This window comes from Sulfuriflexus sp., assembly GCF_032250955.1.
Classification (GTDB): Bacteria; Pseudomonadota; Gammaproteobacteria; order AKS1; family AKS1; genus Sulfuriflexus.
In genome coordinates, this window is the sequence record NZ_JAVVES010000051.1 from 1 (window position 1) to 20,817 (window position 20,817).

Sequence of the window (20,817 nt, forward strand, 5' to 3'; positions counted from 1 at the left end):
CGTGGCGTGCAAAAGAAGATGCAGTATCTGGGTAACCAGGTCAGTATCAGCTATGAAATGCCAATGAACGAAATGGTGCTCGACTTTTTTGATCGCCTCAAATCAGTCAGCCGTGGTTTTGCTTCAATGGATTATCATTTTGAGCGCTTCCAGCATGCCGACGTGGTCAAGCTGGATGTCATGATTAACGGTGAACGCGTCGATGCGCTTTCTGCGATTGTGCACCGGGGCCAGAGTGTCGCGCGAGGTCGTGACCTGGTTGAACGTATGCGGGAGATTATCCCGCGGCAGATGTTTGATGTGGCCATACAGGCGGCGATTGGCACGAATATCATTGCCCGTTCCAATGTGAAGGCCTTGCGCAAGAATGTCACCGCAAAGTGTTATGGCGGGGATGCTTCGCGCAAGCGCAAGTTGCTTGAGAAACAGAAGGCCGGCAAGCGCCGCATGAAGCAGGTCGGTTCGGTGGAGATCCCGCAAGAGGCCTTCATGACAGTGCTGAAAGCCAACAAGAAATAATAGCCAAGGAGAATAGCTGGTGGATTTTGATTTTGAACTTTTATTGGTAGCACTGACAGCCCTCAGTGGTGCTATCTGGGCGCTCCACCGGCTGTTCTTTGCCCGTGGTGCCGTTGCCAAAGACAAGACCGAACCGGTGGTGGTCGAATATGCCCGCTCTCTGTTTCCGGTGTTTTTTATTGTGCTGCTGCTGCGCTCTTTCATTGTCGAACCGTACGAGATCCCGTCGGGTTCAATGAAACCGACCCTGTTGATTGGCGATTTCATCGTCGTCAGCAAGTTCAGCTATGGCGTCCGCTTACCGGTCATCGACACAAAGATTCTGGAAGTCGGCAGCCCCAAGCGTGGTGAAGTCATCGTCTTTCGCTATCCGCGTGATAATGAAACCAATTATATCAAGCGTGTAGTGGGTCTGCCGGGCGATCACATTCTCTATATCGATAAAATGCTCTATATTAATGGTGAGCAGGTTCCGCAGGAAACCCTGGGTGAAGTGGCAGGCGAGTGCGGCGGCTACAAGGCGATTGAAAAGATTGAAAACCTGCCCGGTGCCATACACAAGACCTATGTCTGCCCGCAGGCAGCAGATCGCGCTTACGAATTTACAGTCCCTGCAGGCGAGTACCTGGTGCTGGGTGATAATCGTGATAACAGCAACGATGGTCGTTACTGGGGCTATGTGCCGGAACAGAACCTGGTTGGCAAGGCAAAGATAATCTGGTTCAGCTCCGATGCCACAAAGGGGTGGTTCTCCGGTGAGCGTGTGCGCTGGGACCGGATTGGCACATCTATAAACCAGAAATAAAAAGAGGACGTGATCATGAAAACATTAAAACAACAACAGGGTGTCACCGGCATTGGTTGGCTGATCATTCTTGGCCTGATTGCCTTTTTTGTTTTTATCGGCCTGCGAGTGTTCCCGATCTACATGGAAAACTTTAATGTGGTTACCTCCCTCAAGTCCCTGGAAAATGAACCCCAGGTGACAAAACGGTCCAAGGCCGAGGTGCAGACGCTGATCATGAAACGCTTCCAGATTAATGATGTAAAAAATGCGACACGTAAAGACCTGTCCGTCAGCAAGCGCAGTGGTGTCCTGACAGTGTCGGTTAAATACGATGTGAAAACCAGGTTGTTCGGACCGTGGAGCCTGATCGCTGAATTTGATGAGTCTGTCGAGGTTATCGGTAATTGATAGAACCGCTGGATAAACTGATACGTCATCTTGATTATCGTTTCAGCGATGCAAGCTTGCTGGAAACGGCACTGACGCACCGCAGTGTGACCCAACACAACAATGAACGCCTTGAGTTTCTCGGTGATGCGGTGCTCGGGATGGTTATTGCCGAGGAGTTATTCAAGCGTTTCCCGCAAGCCAGTGAAGGCGAATTGAGCCGCCTCCGCGCCAGTCTCGTCAAGGGCGATACCCTGGCCGAGGTGGCACGTTCTTTTGAACTGGGCGAAGTGATAAGACTGGGCCCGGGTGAATTGAAAAGCGGCGGCTTCCGTCGTGACTCGATCCTTGCCGACGCCTTCGAGGCCATTCTCGGTGCCATTTACCTGGATGGCGGCTTCGACAATTGCCGCAAGATTATCCTCGCACAGTTTTCCTCGCGCCTGGACAGCGCCTCGCCCGAGACCGCGCAGAAAGACCCGAAAACGCGCCTGCAGGAATACCTGCAGGCCAGTCAGCGGGCGCTGCCCGATTATAAAATAGTCGATATCGCCGGTGAGGCCCATGCGCAGAGCTTTACTGTCGAATGCCAGGTTGAAGGCATGCCGTCTGTGCGCGCCGTGGGTAGCAGCCGCCGCAAGGCCGAACAGGCCGCCGCCGAAATGATTATGGAAAACCTGAGCAATGACTGATACACCGGCAACACGATGCGGATATATCGCCCTGGTTGGTCGGCCGAATGTCGGCAAGTCGACCCTGCTGAATCGCCTGATTGGTCAAAAGCTGTGTATTACCTCGCGTAAGCCGCAAACGACCCGCCATCGTATTATGGGGATCAAGACCACGGCAGATGTGCAGTACGTGTTTGTCGATACGCCGGGCATGCACCTTGATAACAAGCACGCCATGAACCGCTACCTGAACCGGGCGGCGAGCACGACTATCCTCGGTGTTGATGTGATCGTTTTTGTTATCGACGCCGGCGGCTGGGCGAAAGACGACGACATGATCGTTGAAAAACTCAAGCAGGCAGGTGTGCCGGTCGTGCTCGCGATTAACAAGGTTGATCGGCTGGCGAACAAGGAAGACCTGCTGCCGTTACTTGCCAGTGTCAATGAAAAGATGGCATTCCAGGACATTATTCCGCTTTCCGCCACCAAGGGCGTAAACATCGAAGTACTCGAGCAACAGCTGGCGAACCTGTTGCCGCACTCCGAATTCTTTTTTGCCGAAGACCAGATCACTGATCGGAGCATGCGTTTTGTCGCCGCCGAGCTTATTCGCGAGAAACTGATCCGCCGCCTGGGCAAGGAATTGCCCTATGCACTGACAGTCGAGATCGAGGAATACGTGCAGGAAGACGGTATGCTGAATGTCGGCGCCGTGATCTGGGTCGAGCGTCCCGGCCAGAAGGCGATCGTGATTGGCAAAGGCGGCTCCATGCTCAAGGAGATCGGCCGTCAGTCACGTGAAGAACTGGAAAAGATGCTCGATACGAAGGTCTTTGTGCGCCTGTGGGTCAAGGTTCGGGAAGGCTGGTCGGATGACGAACGGGCCTTGCGCAGCCTCGGTTATTCGGAGGACAGTTAACGCTTATGCGTGTCGAACTGCAGCCGGCCTTTGTCCTGCACCGCCGCGACTTTCGTAATAGCAGTCTCATCGTCGAGGCATTCACTCCCGGGTTTGGTCGCATTGGCATGGTGGCACGTGGCGTGCGCCGTCCGCGTTCGGAGAAGAACGCCTTGTTGCAGTCTTTCCGCCCCCTGTTGATCTCATGGACAGGCAAGGGCGAGCTTTATACCCTCACCAATGTCGAAGCGGCGCAGTTTGTGAATCCGGTTACAGGGTCCGCCTATGCAAGCTGTTTCTACCTGAATGAACTGGTGATGCGCTTGCTGCAGCGCGACGATGCCCACAAGGAAGTCTACGCCCTCTACCAGCAAGCCTTGCAGGATATCCAGACCGCGCCCTCGGCCACCGCCACCGAGCGTGTGTTGCGCCTGTTTGAAAAACAGTTATTGCAGGAACTCGGCTACGGCCTGATGCTCGAGTGCGAAGCCGACAGCGGCCAGGCGCTGGATGCAGACGGTGAATATTGTTATGAGCCTGAGTACGGCCCCGTGCTGCGAAGTATTGGTCGGCCGGCCTCGGGCGTGATGGTCTCCGGTCAGAGCCTGTTGTCACTGGCGCGTCATGAACTCGCCGATGCCCGCAGCCTGCGTGACAGTAAGCGCCTGATGCGGGCGGTTCTACGTGAATACCTTGGCGACAAGCCCCTGCAGAGTCGAATGTTATATACTCAGGCCAGGCCTTAAGCCACACACGAACAATTGAGGAAGACGACGTGTCCGAAGGTGAACAATACAATAATCAAATCCTGCTGGGTGTAAATATTGACCACGTGGCGACCTTGCGCCAGGCGCGTGGTACCCGCTACCCCGATCCGGTCCAGGCCGCGATCGAGTCCGAGCAGGCCGGTGCCGATGTGATCACCCTGCACCTGCGCGAAGACCGTCGCCACATCCAGGACCGGGATGTCGAGATACTCCGTGGCCTGCTGCAGACACGCATGAACCTGGAGATGGCCGTCACTGATGAAATGCTCGTCATCGCCGAGCAGCACCGCCCACAGGATTGTTGCCTGGTACCGGAACGTCGCGAGGAACTGACCACCGAGGGCGGCCTCGATGTGAAAGGCCAGCTATCACGTATGCGTGAGGCCTGCCAGCGCCTGGCGGAAGCGGGTACACGGGTCTCGTTATTCATCGATCCGGATATCGACCAGATTGAAGCGGCTGTCGAGGCCGGTGCACCAGTGATTGAAATCCATACCGGTCGTTTTGCCGACGCGACAAGCGCGAGCGAACGGCAGGATGAGTATGTGCGCATTCGTGATGCCGTCAATGCCGGTGTGCGGGCCGGCCTGCATGTCAACGCTGGCCACGGCCTGCATTACCACAACGTGGAAGAAATCGCCGCGCTCGTTGACGTGCGTGAACTGAACATCGGCCACGCTATCATTGCACGTGCCATGTTTACCGGCCTGCAGGAATCGGTACGCGAAATGAAACGCCTTATGCGAAAAGCGCGCCGGCTGGCAATCGAGACCCACCTTTCGTGATCTACGGCGTGGGCACCGACATTGTGCGGGTCGCGCGCATGCAGGATAACCTGCAGGAGTATGGTGACAAATTCGCCCGCCGTATCCTGAGTGATAACGAGTTCAGTGATTTTTCTGCCAGCAAATCACCAGCCCACTTCCTGGCCAAGCGTTTTGCCGCCAAGGAGGCAACCGCCAAAGCGATGGGCATCGGCTTCAGTCGAGGACTGAGCCTGAGTCACATCGGTGTCGGTCACGATGAGAACGGCAAGCCGGTACTCGAATTTTCCGGACGCGCCGTTGAGTTATGCAATGAACTGGGTATCGGCGAATCATACATCAGCATCGCTGATGAAGAAGATCATGCAGTGGCCTTCGTGACCTTATTGGCGCGTTAACTACGAGAAGCACTCTATCATCTGAACGCCGTCCTCTGGTTTTATTCCATCTTCCCCAGAGCGTAGGTCGGATTAGACATGCGGAGCATGATGTAATCCGACGTGCCCACGCTGAAACTTGCTGTCGGATTACGTCGTTTTCACTCCTAATCCGACCTACATGTGGAATTCTGAAGAGTGAGGGCCAGAGTAAGGGGATAAAATACTCAGGCCGTAGGTCGGATTAGACATGCGGAGCATGACGTGACCGTAGCGGAGCGTAGGAAATGCTTAATTGCCCTGAACCACTGGAAGTGGTTAGGGTATCCATGATGAACCCTCTTAGGGTTCTATGGTGTAAACCCATAGGGTTCTAAAGTGAATCCGACGTAATCATCCCTTCAGAATAATCAGGCGTTCAACTTCTTCATGCAGGCGTTGCATGCCTGCTGTGATATCCGTGCTGCCTGCCTTGATCTCTAGCTCGAGTTCATCAGCCGCCTCAGCGAGTGCCGGCACGCCGCAATAGCGGGTTGAACCGTTGATCTTGTGCACGCAGCGAAACAGGTTCTCGGCATCGTTGTTCGCGGCCGCGCCACGGGCCTGTTCGCAGAGTCCGGGCAGTTCCTTGAGCAGCATGCCGAGCAACTGTTCGGCGAGATCGGGCTTGCCGCCGGCTAGTTGCAGGGAAAGCTCCTTATCATAGATCGGTGTCTTCGTTTCCATATTCTCCCCGTTGGATGTCTTCCTGACAGCTCATTTATACCGTTTGCGGAAAGCTTTTGCCAGCCATCGTCGCTGCCACCGGGCGCGGTTTTCGGTTAGAATGCGCCCATGACTTTTCCTACACTTGAAGACTACGTTGGCAATACCCCCCTGGTGCGGCTGCAGCGCCTGCCGGGAGCCACCAGCAATACGATCCTCGTCAAGCTCGAGGGCAATAACCCGGCCGGTTCAGTTAAAGACCGGCCGGCGCTGAGCATGATCCGGCATGCCGAGGCGCGTGGCGAGATTCAGCCTGGCGATACCCTGATCGAAGCGACCAGTGGTAATACCGGCATCGCCCTGGCCATGGTCGCGGCGATGAAGGGCTATCACATGGTCCTGATCATGCCCGAACACATGAGTGTCGAACGTCGTGCCGCGATGCACGCCTACGGTGCCGAGATCATCCTTACGCCGAAAGAGGGCAGCATGGAGGCGGCCATCGACCTGGCCCGCAAGATGGAGGCCGAGGGCAAGGGCAAGGTACTGGATCAGTTCTCGAACCCGGATAACCCGCTGGCTCATTATGAAGGCACCGGTCCTGAGATCTGGCGTGATACCGACCAGCGGATAACGCATTTTGTCAGTGCCATGGGCACTACCGGTACCATCATGGGCACGTCGCGCTTCCTGAAAGAGCAGAATGCTGAAATCCGGATCGTCGGCGTGCAGCCGACCGAAGGTTCGTCCATTCCGGGGATCCGCCGCTGGCCGGAGGCCTACCTGCCGAAGATCTACGAGGCCTCGCGTGTCGATCAAATTATTGATGTGGACCAGGCCGATGCCGAGACCACCACGCGCGCCCTGGCCAGAGAGGAGGGCATCTTTGCCGGTATCTCTTCCGGCGGCGCGGTGGCCGCGGCCCTGCAATTGTCACAGCAGGTCGAGGATGCCGTGATCGTCAGTATCATCTGCGACCGCGGTGACCGTTATCTTTCCACTGATGTCTTTCCTGCCGGGTAATCGCTGTGAATGTATTTGTCTTTGATATTGAAACCGTTCCCGATGTCGTTAGCGGCCGTCGCCTGCATAACCTTGATGGTCTGCGTGACAAGGAAGTCGCCGACATCATGTTTCACAAGCGCCGCGAGGAAACCGGTGGTTCCGATTTCCTGCGCTTGCACCTGCAACGCATTGTTGCCATCTCGGCGGTATTTCGTTCCGGCAATGGGGTGAAGGTCTGGTCACTCGGTGAGCAAGACACCGATGAAAAGGAATTGATCCAGCATTTCTTTGACGGCATTGAAAAATTCAGCCCGACGCTGGTGTCCTGGAATGGCGGCGGCTTTGACCTGCCGGTGCTGCACTACCGGGCCTTGTTGCACGGTGTCCGCGCACCGCGTTACTGGGAGACAGGGGATAATGATCAAAGCTTCCGCTGGAACAATTACCTGAGTCGTTTCCACTCCCGGCATACCGACCTGATGGACGTGGTCGCCGGTTACCAGCCGCGTGCGAATGCGCCGCTGGACGAGATTGCCTGCATGCTCGGTTTCCCCGGCAAGATGGGCATGGACGGCTCAAAGATCTGGGATGCCTTTCGCAATGGCGAGATCGCGGCCATCCGAAATTACTGCGAGACCGATGTGCTGAACACCTACCTGGTTTACCTGCGCTTTGAACTGATTCGCGGCAACCTGCTGGAAGAGGAATACGAGGCCGAGTGCAAGCTGCTGCGTGATGTCTTGACAGAGTCCGGCGCCGAACACCTGCATGAATTTGAACGCGCCTGGCCTGCTGCCTGAGTGCTGTCGCTGTCCTATTAACCTGTTATCCCTGACTGATATTTATGGCCCGTCGTAGAAAAAAGCAACTCCCCGTTGACCCGGTTCCCGCCACTATAGAATCACTTTCTCACGAGGGCCGTGGTGTCGCGCATCTCGATGGCAAGGCGGTGTTTATCGATAACGCCTTGCCCGGTGAAGAGGTGCGGTTCGTCTATACCTCGCAGCGCAAGGCCTTTGACCAGGGCCGCGCGGTTGACATCATCACGCCATCCCCGGATCGCGTCGAACCGGCCTGCCCGCACTTTCTTGTTTGCGGTGGCTGCAGCCTGCAACACATGTCTGCCCCGGCACAGGTGGCGCACAAACAGGCCGTGTTGCTCGAACAGTTTCATCATGTAGCCAGGTTGGAGATAGAGGATGTGTTGCCACCACTCACGGCCGAGCAATGGGGTTACCGTCGCAAGGCCCGTCTCGGCGTGCGCTTCGTGGTCAAGAAAGACAAGCTGCTGATAGGCTTTCGCGAACGCAGCAGTGCCTTTTTAACTGATATGAATTCCTGCGTGGTACTGCACGAGTCGGTTGGCCAGCACATTGAAGACCTGCAGGCGCTGGTGCGTAGCCTGGATGCCTACCAGCATATTGCCCAGATCGAGGTTGCCGTCGGGGATGACCTCACTGCACTCGTGTTCCGGAACCTTGAAGAATTAAGTACCGATGATCAGGCAAAGCTCATCGACTTTGCCAAGGCGTTTGACGTGCAAGTCTGGTTGCAATCGAAAGGCCCCGATAGCGCCATGCCGTTATGGCCAACCGGCTCACGTCTGTATTACGCCTTGCCCGAATACGACGTGGAACTCGATTTCCTGCCGACCGACTTCACCCAGGTGAATTATGCGATGAATCACCAGATGGTGGCGCGCGCGATCGAATTGCTCGAGCTGCAGCCGGAACATAACGTACTGGATCTGTTTTGTGGCATCGGCAACTTCAGCCTGCCGCTCAGTCGCAAGGCCAGAAAGGTTACCGGTATAGAAGGCAGTGCAGCGCTGGTTGCACGCGCCAGGGAAAACGCCGAACGCAATAATGTAACTAATGTGGATTACATTGCCGCTGACCTGACCGAATACATGCCGGCCGCAGACGAGCCGGTAGATCGCTTGCTGCTGGACCCGCCCCGCAGCGGTGCGCTCGAAGTGGTGGCGCGGATGAAAGAACTGAACCCGCAACGAATTGTCTACGTGTCATGCAACATTGCCACGCTGGCGCGGGATGCCGGCGAGCTGGTCGCCAACCAGGGTTATAAACTCGTCAGTGCCGGCATCATGGACATGTTCCCGCACACGGCGCATGTGGAATCGATTGCGGTCTTTGAACGGCGATGACAATGACATCAAGTGATAATACAAAAGCGATTGCCTGGGAAAATGATCACCTGCGCCTGCTCGATCAACGCCGCTTGCCGCAAGAGGTGGTCTACCTCGACATCACCGATGCGAACATGGCGGCATCGGCGATCCGTGACATGGTCGTGCGCGGTGCGCCGGCCATCGGTATCACTGCCGCCTATGCCATCGTGCTGGCGGCCGGCCAGCATTATGCAGGAGATGCCGCAAACTGGAAGGCGCGCATTGAGGTCGATCTCGATGCCCTCGCGGCAGCCCGCCCGACCGCGGTGAACCTGTTCTGGGCCATCGCGCGTATGCGCCAGTGCCTGCAGGGGCTCACGGATAACCCCGTGCCGGCATTACTTGCCGAGGCCGTAGCCATTCACGAGGAAGACATTGCCGCCAACCGCAAGATGGGCGAGCTTGGCGCGGCGCTGATTGACGCGCATTCGGGCGTGTTGACGCACTGCAATGCCGGGGCGCTGGCCACCGGTGGGTATGGTACCGCGCTGGGTGTGATCCGCAGCGCGCATGCCGCCGGCAAACTCACGCAGGTCTATGCCGACGAGACCCGGCCCTGGTTGCAGGGCGCGCGCCTGACGGCATGGGAATTGCTCGAGGATCATATCCCGGTGAACCTTATCGTGGACGGCGCCGCCGCTGCCTTGATGCAGTCCGGTGCGGTGCAATGGTTCATTGTCGGCTCCGACCGCATTGCCGCCAACGGCGATGTGGCAAACAAGATCGGTACCTACGCTGGCGCCATCCTCGCCAAACACCATGGCCTCAAGGTGATGGTGGTCGCACCCACCTCAACCATCGATATGAGCGTCGCGACCGGTACCGATATCCCCATCGAGACTCGCGACGGCACCGAGATCCTGGCCCTGCAGGGCCAGCAGGTCGCCGCGGCGGGTTGCGGGGCGTGGAACCCGGTCTTCGATGTCACGCCGGCCGCGCTGGTCGATGCAATCGTGACCGAAAAGGGGGTTGTCGAGCACCCCGATGCCGCCAAAATGGCGGCCCTCATGGCCTCCTGAAACCCCCCGTTGCACGGTCGTTCAATAGTGGCGTAATCCCGCCGCGAAACTGCCTTTTATGAGCACGGTATGGTATTATTAGCAGCTTATATTGCCGCTTGGCCCGCCCCGCGGGCGCGGCTTTCAAGTTGTTGAATTATAAAATAATTATTACAGAGTAAGCAGACAGTCTAATGGATGATATCGCGCGCGAAATACTGCCCGTCAACATAGAAGACGAACTCCGTCAGTCGTACATGGAATACGCCATGAGCGTCATTGTAGGGCGAGCCCTGCCGGATGTTCGTGATGGCCTGAAACCGGTCCACCGCCGTGTGCTTTATGCCATGAGCGTACTGGGCAACGACTGGAACAAGGCCTACAAGAAATCGGCCCGTGTGGTCGGTGACGTCATCGGTAAATACCACCCGCATGGTGACACCGCCGTGTATGACACCATTGTCCGCATGGCCCAGCCGTTCTCGCTGCGCTACATGCTGGTTGACGGGCAGGGTAACTTCGGTTCCGTGGACGGCGATTCGCCGGCCGCGATGCGTTACACCGAGGTCCGCATGGCGCGAATCGCCCATGAACTGCTCGCCGACCTGGACAAGGAAACCGTCGATTTCGTTCCCAACTACGACGAAACCGAGAGTGAACCGGCGGTCATGCCGACCCGTATCCCGAACCTGCTGATTAATGGCTCGGCCGGTATCGCGGTGGGGATGGCAACGAATATCCCGCCGCATAACCTCACCGAGGTCATCAATGCCTGCGTCGCTCTCATCGACGATCCGGACACCGATACCCCGACTCTGATGCAGCACATCCCGGGGCCGGATTTCCCGACGGCCGGCATCATTAACGGCGCGCGGGGTATCCGCGAGGCCTACCGCACCGGGCGGGGCCGCGTGCATGTGCGTGCGCGCACCGAGATCGAGGTTAACGAGAAAACCGATAAATCCACCATCATCGTCACCGAGCTGCCTTACCAGGTAAACAAGGCGCGTCTGCTGGAAAAAATCGCCGAGCTGGTACGTGACAAGAAACTCGAAGGCATTACTGCGCTGCGTGACGAGTCTGACAAGGACGGCATGCGCATGGTTATCGAGCTGCGGCGCGGTGATTCGCCCGAGGTGATGCTGAACAACCTTTATCAGCAAACCCAGCTGCAAACCGTGTTCGGGATCAACATGGTTGCCCTCATCGACGGACAACCGCGCCTGCTCAATTTGAAGCAGATACTGGATGCCTTCCTGCGTCACCGTCGTGAAGTCGTGACCCGGCGTACGATCTATGATCTGCGCAAGGCGCGTGAACGCGCCCATGTGCTGGAAGGTCTGGCCGTAGCGCTGGCCAACATTGACCCGGTGATTGCCCTCATCAAGGCCTCGAAGACACCGGCCGAGGCAAAAGTGGCGCTGGTATCGCAGGTCTGGCAGTCGGGTGATGTGACCGGCATGCTCGAGCGTAGTGGGGCGGCTTCATCACGCCCGGATGACCTGGATGATGAGTTTGGCCTGCGTGAAGACGGCTATCACCTCTCCCCGGTACAGGCGCAATCCATTCTCGAGATGCGTCTGCATCGTCTGACCGGTCTCGAACAGGACAAGATCCTCAAGGAATACCAGGAGATCCTCGACAACATCGCCGAGTACCTCGAGATCCTGAACAACGCCGACCGCCTCATGGAAGTGATCCGCGAAGAACTGGTCGCAATGAATGAACAGTATGGCGATGCACGTCGTACCGAGATCGTTGATGCCCATGAAGACCTGACCCTGGAAGACCTGATCAGTGAAGAGGATGTTGTGGTAACCCTCTCGCACGAAGGTTACATCAAGGCCCAGCAACTCTCGTCCTACCGCGCGCAGCGCCGTGGCGGCAAGGGCAAGGCCTCAACCAAGGTCAAGGAAGAAGACTTTATCGACAAGCTGTTTATCGCCAGCACGCATGACACCATGTTGTGCTTCTCGAGTCGCGGCAAGGTCTACTGGAAGAAGGTTTATGAGTTGCCCCTCGCCAGCCGCACCGCGCGGGGCCGACCGATTGTCAACCTGTTGCCGCTGGAAGACGGCGAGCGCATTAACGCGATCCTGCCGATCCGTGAGTATGAAGAAGACAAGTTCATCTTCATGGCCACGGCCACGGGCACGGTGAAGAAGACCAGCCTGAAAGACTTCTCGCGGCCACGTGCCAACGGCATCATTGCCATTGAGTTGCGTGACAATGACCAGCTGGTGGGTGTAGATATCACTGATGGCGAACGCGATATCCTGCTGTTTACCAGTGCCGGCAAGTCAGTCCGCTTTAACGAGTCGAACGTCCGCCCGATGGGCCGTACCGCCTGTGGTGTACGCGGTATCAAGATGCAGGAAGGTCAGCGCGTCATCTCCCTGATTATTGCGGATGACGGGCATGTGCTCACTGCGACCGAAAAGGGTTATGGCAAGCGGACCGAAATGGCTGATTTCCCGCTGCATGGTCGTGGCGGTCAGGGAGTGATTGCCATCCAGACCACGAAACGTAACGGCGAAGTCGTTGCCGCCACCCTGGTGGGTGAGGATGACGAGATCATGCTTATCACCAGTCGCGGCACCATGGTGCGGACCCGGGTTGATGAGATATCTGTTATCGGCCGGAACACACAGGGCGTGCGTCTGATCAGCCTGAACGAGGGTGAAACCCTGTCGGGCCTGGAACGCATCGAAGATGTACAGGGTAGTGACGACGAAGCCGGTGATGTTGAAGCGGGCGAAGAATAAGGTCACGGCTCTGAGCCGGATGATTATTAAGTATTAACACTTCAAGCTCCCCTCACCCTGACCCTTTCCCTGAGGGAGAGGGAATTAACGGGACAGCAGTGAAGGATTAACAAACAGAATCGAGGATGATGTAGTGACACGCGTTTATAATTTCAGTGCAGGACCGGCCATGTTGCCGGAAGAAGTCATCAAGCAGGCCCGCGAGGAAATGCTGGACTGGCATGACAGCGGCATGTCGGTGATGGAAATGAGTCACCGCGGCAAGGAATATATGTCCATCGCGGAACAGGCCGAAGCCGACCTGCGTGAAATTATGGACATCCCGGCAAACTACAAGATCCTGTTCCTGCAGGGCGGAGCCAGTAGCCAGTTCGCCATGGTGCCGATGAACCTGTTGCGCGGCAAGACAGGCGCAGACTACGTCAACACCGGGGCATGGTCGAAGAAGGCTATCGCCGAGGCCAAACGTTACTGTGACGTGAATATCGCCGCCAGCACCGAAGACAACAAGTTCACGACCACGCCGGCACAAGCGGATCTGAAGCTGAACAGCGACGCCGCCTATGTGCATTACACCCCGAATGAAACCATTGGCGGGGTCGAGTTCCCCTACGTACCCGCCACCGGTGATGTGCCGCTGGTTGCGGACATGTCGTCAACCATCCTCTCGCGGCCGATCAATGTCAGTGACTACGGTGTGATTTATGCTGGCGCACAAAAGAACATCGGCCCGGCCGGTCTGACCGTCGTCATCGTCCGCGAAGACCTCATGGGTGAAACCCTTGCCGGGACACCGTCCATGTTTGACTACAAGATCCATGCGGATAACGACTCCATGTATAACACGCCGGCAACCTATAGCTGGTACCTGGCCGGGCTGGTCTTTGACTGGCTGAAACGCCTCGGCGGCATCGCAGCGATGGCCGAGATCAACAAGCGCAAGGCCGATAACCTGTACGCCGCCATCGACGGTTCCGGTTTTTATGCCAACCCGGTCGAAGTGCAGTCGCGCTCGTGGATGAATATCCCGTTCACTCTCGCAGACGCGGAACTAGATAGTGTCTTTCTCGCCGAGGCCAGGGAAAACAACATGGTCAGCCTCAAGGGTCACCGTTCAGTCGGCGGCATGCGGGCCAGCATCTATAATGCGATGCCGGAAGCGGGCGTGCAGGCACTGGTTGATTTTATGGCCGACTTTGAAAAGCGCCACGGGTAAAAATCAAGCATTCGTCACACTGGCGCAATCAATACCTCGTCATACCGGCGAATGCCGGTATCCATGCTCGAGATCACTCGATTCCGGCCTGCGCCGGAATGACGGAAGGTGAAGAGGATTCAAGATGTACAAGATTCAAACATTAAACAATATTTCCATAGACCGTAGGTCGGATTAGACATGCGGAGCATGACGTAATCCGACGTGCCCATGCTGAAATCTACTGTCGGATTACGTCGTTTTCACTCCTAATCCGACCTACATGTGGAATTTGAGGTTTCTTAATGGAACAGAAAAATTTTAATCTCCTCGCCGCTGGGCGACCGTAGCACAGCGCAGGAAGTGCTTACTGAGAAATATTCTGGTCGCGCCGGAATAACGAAAGATAAAGAGGATTCAAGATGTACAAGATTCAAACATTAAACAATATTTCCATAGCCGGCCTTGAGCGCCTGCCGCGCGAGTCATATGAAGTCGCGTCTGAAATCAATCATCCGGATGCCATCCTGTTGCGATCGTTCAACATGCACAACATGGACCTGCCGGAAACAGTCATGGCAATTGGCCGTGCTGGCGCGGGTGTCAACAACATCCCGGTCGACAAGATGAGCGCCCGCGGCGTCCCCGTATTCAATGCGCCGGGGGCGAACGCCAATGCCGTCAAGGAACTCGTGGTGGCCGGTATGTTGCTTGCTGCACGTAATATCTGCCAGAGCTGGGAGTTCTCCAGAAACCTCGAAGGCACCGATGAAGAAATCCACAAGCAGGTCGAGGCCGGCAAGAAAAACTTCGGCGGCTTTGAACTGCCGGGCCGGACCCTTGGCGTGATCGGTCTCGGCGCGATTGGGATCAAGGTCGCCAACGTCGCCCTGAAACTGGGTATGAAAGTGGTGGGTTATGACCCGGATATCACCGTACAAAGCGCCTGGAAACTGTCATCGAACGTGCAGAAGTCCAACAGCGTTGACGATCTCCTGTCGCGTGTCGACTTCGTTACCTTCCACGTGCCACTGGTCGATGCGACCCGCAATATGATCAATGCAGAACGCCTGCAGATCATGAAAGACAACGTCACCATTCTTAACTTCGCGCGCAACGGGATTGTCGATGATGAAGCGGTCGCGGCCGCGATCAAGGCCGGCAAGGTCAATGCCTACATCTGTGACTTCCCGAGCAACCTGTTGAAACAGCACGAACGTGTCATCACCTTGCCGCACCTGGGTGCATCGACGAAGGAAGCGGAAGACAACTGCGCCATCATGGTGGCCGATCAGGTCAGGGAATACCTGGAAAACGGGAATATCCTCAACTCGGTGAATTTCCCCGAGGTACAGATGCCGCGCGACGGCGGCTATCGTATTGCCGTGGTAAACTCCAACGTGCCCAACATGGTCGGGCAAATATCGACCGCACTGGCGAATGCCGGCCTGAACATTATCGACATGCTGAACAAGTCGCGTGGCGAAATCGCCTACACCCTCGTGGATGTCGAGGCTGCGATACCGGATGCCACGATCGCCGCAATATCGGCAATTGAAGGTGTGCTGGCTGTTCGCACGATGTAATTGATAATATCCGGGCTCTAGAGTCCCCTCTCCTTTAGGGAGAGGGAATAGAAATATGAAACAGGCAAGGCCTGCTTGAAGCCCCCCTCACCCCAACCCTCTCCCGGAGGGAGAGGGGGTTAGGACCTTCATGTCGAAGTGGCAGGGTGAGGACATAGACGCGGCGTAAAAATGAAATCCCCTCTCCCTTAGGGAGAGGGCCAGGGTGAGGGAATGAAACACCCCGTCATTCCGGCGAATGCCGGAATCCAGCACTTCAAACATGGATACCGGCCTGCGCCGGTATGACGAATCTCCTTTAGGGATAAGCAGCGCCTTAGCTGTCGTCGTTTGACAGCTTAGGCGAATGGTTAGTAGTTTTATCAGAGGGTCAGGGTGAGGGGATAGAAACATGAAACAGACCGTAGGTCGGATTAGACATGCGGAGCATGACGTAATCCGACATGCCCATGCTGAAATATATTGTCGGATTACGTCGTTTTCACTCCTAATCCGACCTACATGTGGAATAATAAATAAGATATGAACAAAAAATCCACATTGCAGGACATACGCGAGCGCATCGATAGCCTGGATGAACAGATCCAGGAGTTGATCCGTCAACGCGCCGAGTGCGCGCTCGAGGTCGCGCGTACCAAGCGGGAGAGTGGCGAGAATACGGATTTCTATCGTCCCGAGCGCGAGGCCGAGGTTCTGCGCATGGTGCAGGCCCGCAACCAGGGGCCACTCGATGATGAGACGGTTGCGCATCTGTTCCGTGAACTCATGTCGGCGTGCCTGGCACTGCAGCTGCCGATGAAGATCGCTTTCCTCGGTCCGGAAGGCACCTTCACCCAGGCGGCGGCACTCAAGCATTTTGGTCAAAGCATTGTTTCTCAACCCCTGGCCGCGATCGACGAAGTCTTCCGTGATGTAGAGGCGGGCAATTCACACTATGGCGTGGTGCCGGTAGAGAATTCAACCGAAGGCGTGGTCAGTCACACGCTGGATATGTTCATGCAATCTTCACTGTACATATGCGGTGAGGTCGAACTGCGCATTCATCATAACCTGATGGGCAAGATGTCGAGTCTCGCCGAGGTAAAACGTATCTACACACACCAGCAGTCACTGGGACAGTGTCGCGAGTGGCTGGATGCGAACCTGCCCGAGGCCGAGCGCGTGGCCGTCAGCAGCAATGCCGAGGCCGCGCATCGCGCCGGCCAGGAAGCGGGTAGCGCTGCCATTGCCAGCGATACCGCGGCGACGATTTACGGTCTGAATATCATTGCGCCGAATATCGAGGACGAACCGGATAATACGACGCGCTTCCTGATCATCGGCCCCAAGCCGGTCGCCCTGAGCGGTAACGATAAAACGACCTTGCTGGTGTCTATCCGCAACAAGCTCGGTGCGCTGCATGAATTGCTGGCACCGTTCTCGCGCCACGAGGTGAGCCTGACCCGTATCGAGTCACGGCCCTCACGCCGCGGCATGTGGGACTACGTGTTCTTCATTGATGTGGATGGTCACAGTGAGAACGCCCCGGTTGCCGCCGCGCTGCAAGAACTGGCTGAAAAGGCGGCCATGCTCAAGGTATTGGGTTCGTATCCCAAGGCCGTGCTCTAGGCCTCAAGGACAGTATTCCTATGTCGGTATCGATTAATGAACTTGCCTTGCCGGGGGTGCAGAAACTGCGCCCTTACGAACCGGGAAAACCGGTGGAAGAGCTCGAACGTGAGCTGGGCATCACAGGTATTATCAAACTGGCCTCGAACGAGAACCCGCTCGGCCCCAGCCCCCGGGTAATCGAGGCGCTGCAGGCACAAATGCCCGAGCTGGCCCGTTACCCTGACGGCAATGCCTTCCAGCTCAAGCAGGCGCTGGCCGCCATTCATGGTGTTGATCTCAACCAGGTCACCATCGGCAACGGCTCCAACGATATTCTCGAACTGATCGCGCGCGCCTTTGTGGGCACCGACAACGAAGTCGTGTTCTCTGAACACGCCTTTGCCGTGTATCCCATTGTCACCCAGGCGGTGGGCGCGACGGCGGTGGTCGTGCCGGCCAAAGCCTGGGGTCATGACCTCGACGCCATGGCAGAAGCAGTGACAGAACGCACACGCGTTATCTTTGTGGCGAACCCGAATAACCCGACGGGTACCTGCGTGGGCGGGGATGCACTCAAGGCCTTCATCCGAAGCATCCCGGTGACAGCGCTGGTGGTGATCGACGAGGCCTATTTCGAGTATGCCCAGGACCTGTTCGCCGGCTATGTCTCGGCCAGCGAGTGGTTAGATGAATTCCCGAACCTGCTCGTGACGCGCACCTTCTCCAAGGCCTATGGCCTGGCCGGGCTACGCGTTGGCTATGGCATCAGTTCGGCCGAGATCTCCGACTTCCTCAACCGTGTCCGCCAGCCCTTTAATGTCAACAGCATGGCGCTGGCCGGGGCACTGGCGGCGCTGGCAGACAAGACGCACCTGGCCGAGGGTCTGCGCATCAATCGTGAAGGCCTTGCCCAGTATGAGGTGGCATTCGAGACAATGGGCCTTGACTGGATCCCGACCGCGGGCAACTTCATCAGTGTGGATCTGCAGTGTGATGGTCGCGAGGTCTTTAATCGTTTACTGCATGAAGGCGTTATTACCCGCGCGGTGGATAATTACGGCATGCCGAGCTTTCTGCGCATCACCGTGGGCACAGCGGATGAGAACACACGTTGCATCGAGGCGCTGAAAAAGGTCCTGGCCGGAGTGAAAAAAAATGATTAATCGTCTTTGCGTGATCGGCGTCGGTCTTATCGGTGGCTCCTTGTGCCGGGCGTTAAGGCAAGCCGAAGCCGTTCAGAGCATTGTCGGTTGCGGTCGCAACACCGCGCAACTGCAACGCGCCCTTGAGCTTGGTGTGATCGATAGTTACGAGACGGATATCGCCACCGCCGTCAGCGATGCCGATGTGGTGGTTGTCGCCGTGCCGGTGGGTGCCATGCAAAAGGTCTTTGCGGCCATTAAAGGTCACTTGAAGCCCGGCGCGGTACTGACGGATGTCGGCAGTGCCAAGGGCAGTGTGGTTCTCGCCGCACGCGAAGCCTTCGGTGGGGATGAGGCCTGCTTCGTTCCCGGCCACCCGATTGCCGGCACGGAAAAAAGCGGCGTCGAGGCCTCGTTCGCCGAATTGTTTAATGATCAACGCGTCATCCTGACGCCGCTTGAGGCCACTGATCCGATGGCGACGCAGGTGGTGCACAAGCTATGGCAGGCCACCGGCGCGGAAGTGATTTCCCTGACGGTTGAACATCATGATGAAGTGCTCGCGGCGACGAGTCATCTGCCGCATGTGATCGCCTATGCCCTGGTCGACACGCTGGCCCGCATGCATGAGCGCCGCGAGATGTTCCAGTTTGCTGCCGGCGGTTTCCGCGACTTTACCCGTATCGCCTCCAGCGACCCGCAGATGTGGCATGACATCTGCCTGGCGAACAAGGACGCGTTACTGGATATGATCCGACGCTTCAGCACCGACCTGGCCGAACTGGCCAGTGCTATCGAGAACGAAGATAGCGAAACCATCAAAACAACCTTCAGCCGTGCCAAGCAGGCACGCGATCAATATTGTTGAGTTTTATCCATGAGTGGTTCTGACACAGTTTTTAACGTAAAACCCGGCGGCGCGTTGCACGGTGCCGTGCGCGTTGCTGGCGACAAGTCGATTTCGCATCGCAGCATCATGCTCGGCTCACTGGCCGAGGGGGTCACCGAGGTAAACGGTTTCCTGGAAGGCGATGATTGCCTGGCCACCATGAACGCCTTTCGCGCCATGGGCGTCAGCATTGATCATCATGGCGAAGGCTGGGTCCGGATTGAAGGGGCAGGGCTGAAGGGTTTACAAAAACCGGCCGGCCCGCTTGACCTCGGTAATTCCGGGACCTCGATGCGCCTGCTGGCCGGGATCTGCGCCGGGCAGGACTTCGATGTCACCCTGACCGGCGATGCCTCGCTGAGCAAGCGCCCGATGCGCCGTGTCACGGAACCGCTGGAAGCCATGGGCGCCAGGATTGAGACCGCGGCGGGCGGCACGCCGCCCCTGAAAATCGCCGGTGGTCATCTCCTCAAGGGTATGGACTATGTCCTGCCCATGGCCAGCGCCCAGGTGAAGTCCTGCGTGCTGCTCGCCGGCATGTATGCCGAGGGTGAAACCTGCACCACCGAGCCGGCGCCGACCCGCGATCACACCGAGCGGATGCTGAACGGCTTCGGCTACAGCGTGCAGCGGCAAGGCGCCAGAGCCTGCCTGCAGGGAGGCGGCAAACTGACCGCCGCCCGTATCGATGTGCCGGCGGATATCTCCTCGGCAGCCTTTTTCATGGTGGGTGCCTCGATTGCCCCGAATTCGGATATTACCCTTGAAAATGTTGGTATAAACCCGACGCGCGACGGCGTGATCACGATCCTGCGCGAGATGGGCGCGAATATCGAGGTACTGAACCCGCGCGAGGTTTGTGGCGAGCCCGTGGCGGACATCCGCGTGCGCGCCGCCCGTTTGCAGGGCATTGCCATCCCCGAAGCGCAGGTGCCGCTGGCGATAGACGAATTCCCGGCGATTTTCGTGGCCGCCGCCTGTGCCGAGGGCACGACTGTGCTCACAGGTGCCGAGGAACTCCGCGTCAAGGAAAGCGACCGTATCCAGGTCATGGCCGATGGCCTGCAAGCCCTGGGCATTAGCGCCGAACCGACCCCCGATGGCATCCGTATCCAGGGCGGGCAACCAGGTGCCGGCACTGTCCAGAGCCACGGTGACCACCGGATTTCCATGTCCTTTGCCATGGCCGCGCTACGCGCCCGAGGCGAAATCATCATCGAAGACTGCGCGAACGTGAACACCTCGTTCCCCGGCTTCGTCGAACTGGCCGCCAGCTGCGGCCTCAACATCAGCCAGAATTAAGCCAAATGCTTCTCGGGAAAATTAATGACCGGCCTGGCTCAGGGATAAGCAGCGCCTTGGCTGTCGTCGTTTGACGGCTTAGGCGAATGGTTAGTGGTTCTATCAGAGTGATTTATCCCCTCACCCTAGAGTTTTTTATCCCCTCTCCCCCAGGGAGAGGGTTAGGGTGAGGGGATATAAATACGAGACAGACAACGCCTGATTGAAGCACCCTCACCCCAACCCTCTCCCGGAGGGAGAGGGGGTAGAGCATTGGGACAGGGATAGAAGCATGAAATCATG

The 20,817-nt window shown here is 57.2% G+C and carries 19 protein-coding genes and 1 pseudogene; 19 read left to right on the plus strand and 1 reads right to left on the minus strand.

Annotated features, from left to right (window positions below; genetic code table 11):
• From RQ738_RS09840 to acpS, 8 genes and pseudogenes are all read left to right on the plus strand, one after another.
• Window positions 1-519, plus strand: a pseudogene (locus tag RQ738_RS09840) (elongation factor 4); the annotation flags it as partial.
• A gap of 19 nt (window positions 520-538) precedes the next feature.
• Complete coding sequence (gene lepB, locus RQ738_RS09845) at window positions 539-1,324, plus strand: signal peptidase I (protein WP_314164958.1); 786 nt, start codon at window positions 539-541, stop codon at window positions 1,322-1,324.
• Between the two features lie 15 nt (window positions 1,325-1,339).
• On the plus strand, window positions 1,340-1,714 hold the full coding sequence (locus RQ738_RS09850) for a DUF4845 domain-containing protein (protein WP_314164959.1): 375 nt from the start codon (window positions 1,340-1,342) through the stop codon (window positions 1,712-1,714).
• Window positions 1,711-2,385 carry a ribonuclease III gene (gene rnc / locus RQ738_RS09855; protein ID WP_314164961.1) on the plus strand — a complete coding sequence of 225 codons (675 nt, stop codon included), beginning with the start codon at window positions 1,711-1,713 and terminating at the stop codon, window positions 2,383-2,385. The genes RQ738_RS09850 and rnc overlap by 4 nt, the downstream gene beginning before the upstream one ends.
• Window positions 2,378-3,283: a GTPase Era gene (era, locus tag RQ738_RS09860; RefSeq protein WP_314164962.1), complete on the plus strand. Its 906-nt coding sequence runs from the start codon at window positions 2,378-2,380 to the stop codon at window positions 3,281-3,283. The genes rnc and era overlap by 8 nt, the downstream gene beginning before the upstream one ends.
• 5 nt (window positions 3,284-3,288) lie before the next feature.
• A complete protein-coding gene (gene recO, locus RQ738_RS09865) occupies window positions 3,289-4,008 on the plus strand; it encodes a DNA repair protein RecO (protein WP_314164963.1) in 720 nt (239 codons plus the stop codon).
• Window positions 4,009-4,037: 29 nt separating this feature from the next.
• A complete protein-coding gene (gene pdxJ / locus RQ738_RS09870) occupies window positions 4,038-4,814 on the plus strand; it encodes a pyridoxine 5'-phosphate synthase (protein ID WP_314164964.1) in 777 nt (258 codons plus the stop codon).
• Entirely contained in the window at window positions 4,811-5,191 is a 381-nt protein-coding gene (gene acpS / locus RQ738_RS09875) for a holo-ACP synthase (RefSeq protein ID WP_314164965.1), read from the plus strand. The genes pdxJ and acpS overlap by 4 nt, the downstream gene beginning before the upstream one ends.
• 372 nt (window positions 5,192-5,563) lie before the next feature.
• Here the strand turns inward: acpS and RQ738_RS09880 are convergent, their stop codons facing one another.
• Window positions 5,564-5,896, minus strand: a complete 333-nt coding sequence (locus RQ738_RS09880; RefSeq protein ID WP_314164966.1) for an Hpt domain-containing protein — start codon at window positions 5,894-5,896, stop codon at window positions 5,564-5,566.
• 108 nt (window positions 5,897-6,004) lie between these two features.
• Between RQ738_RS09880 and cysM the strand changes: the two genes are divergently transcribed.
• The 11 genes from cysM to aroA all read left to right on the plus strand — a co-directional run bounded on the left by cysM (window position 6,005) and on the right by aroA (window position 20,535).
• Window positions 6,005-6,898: a cysteine synthase CysM gene (gene cysM, locus RQ738_RS09885; RefSeq protein ID WP_314164967.1), complete on the plus strand. Its 894-nt coding sequence runs from the start codon at window positions 6,005-6,007 to the stop codon at window positions 6,896-6,898.
• Between the two features lie 5 nt (window positions 6,899-6,903).
• Complete coding sequence (locus RQ738_RS09890; protein WP_314164968.1) at window positions 6,904-7,680, plus strand: 3'-5' exonuclease; 777 nt, start codon at window positions 6,904-6,906, stop codon at window positions 7,678-7,680.
• A gap of 44 nt (window positions 7,681-7,724) precedes the next feature.
• A complete protein-coding gene (gene rlmD, locus RQ738_RS09895) occupies window positions 7,725-9,044 on the plus strand; it encodes a 23S rRNA (uracil(1939)-C(5))-methyltransferase RlmD (RefSeq protein WP_314164969.1) in 1,320 nt (439 codons plus the stop codon).
• Complete coding sequence (gene mtnA, locus RQ738_RS09900) at window positions 9,041-10,087, plus strand: S-methyl-5-thioribose-1-phosphate isomerase (protein ID WP_314164970.1); 1,047 nt, start codon at window positions 9,041-9,043, stop codon at window positions 10,085-10,087. The genes rlmD and mtnA overlap by 4 nt, the downstream gene beginning before the upstream one ends.
• Before the next feature lie 173 nt (window positions 10,088-10,260).
• Window positions 10,261-12,831: a DNA gyrase subunit A gene (gene gyrA / locus RQ738_RS09905; RefSeq protein WP_314164971.1), complete on the plus strand. Its 2,571-nt coding sequence runs from the start codon at window positions 10,261-10,263 to the stop codon at window positions 12,829-12,831.
• A 133-nt stretch (window positions 12,832-12,964) separates the two neighbouring features.
• Window positions 12,965-14,047, plus strand: coding sequence for a 3-phosphoserine/phosphohydroxythreonine transaminase (gene serC / locus RQ738_RS09910; RefSeq protein WP_314164972.1), 1,083 nt, complete (start codon window positions 12,965-12,967; stop codon window positions 14,045-14,047).
• A 401-nt stretch (window positions 14,048-14,448) separates the two neighbouring features.
• Entirely contained in the window at window positions 14,449-15,612 is a 1,164-nt protein-coding gene (locus RQ738_RS09915) for a phosphoglycerate dehydrogenase (RefSeq protein WP_314164973.1), read from the plus strand.
• Window positions 15,613-16,134: 522 nt separating this feature from the next.
• Window positions 16,135-17,220, plus strand: coding sequence for a prephenate dehydratase (pheA, locus tag RQ738_RS09920; RefSeq protein ID WP_314164974.1), 1,086 nt, complete (start codon window positions 16,135-16,137; stop codon window positions 17,218-17,220).
• A 20-nt stretch (window positions 17,221-17,240) separates the two neighbouring features.
• Window positions 17,241-18,365, plus strand: coding sequence for a histidinol-phosphate transaminase (gene hisC, locus RQ738_RS09925; protein ID WP_314164975.1), 1,125 nt, complete (start codon window positions 17,241-17,243; stop codon window positions 18,363-18,365).
• Window positions 18,358-19,212 (plus strand): prephenate dehydrogenase, encoded by an 855-nt coding sequence (locus tag RQ738_RS09930; protein ID WP_314164976.1) that lies wholly within the window; start codon window positions 18,358-18,360, stop codon window positions 19,210-19,212. The genes hisC and RQ738_RS09930 overlap by 8 nt, the downstream gene beginning before the upstream one ends.
• A 9-nt stretch (window positions 19,213-19,221) precedes the next feature.
• Entirely contained in the window at window positions 19,222-20,535 is a 1,314-nt protein-coding gene (aroA, locus tag RQ738_RS09935) for a 3-phosphoshikimate 1-carboxyvinyltransferase (RefSeq protein WP_314164977.1), read from the plus strand.
• Window positions 20,536-20,817: the final 282 nt, after the last annotated feature.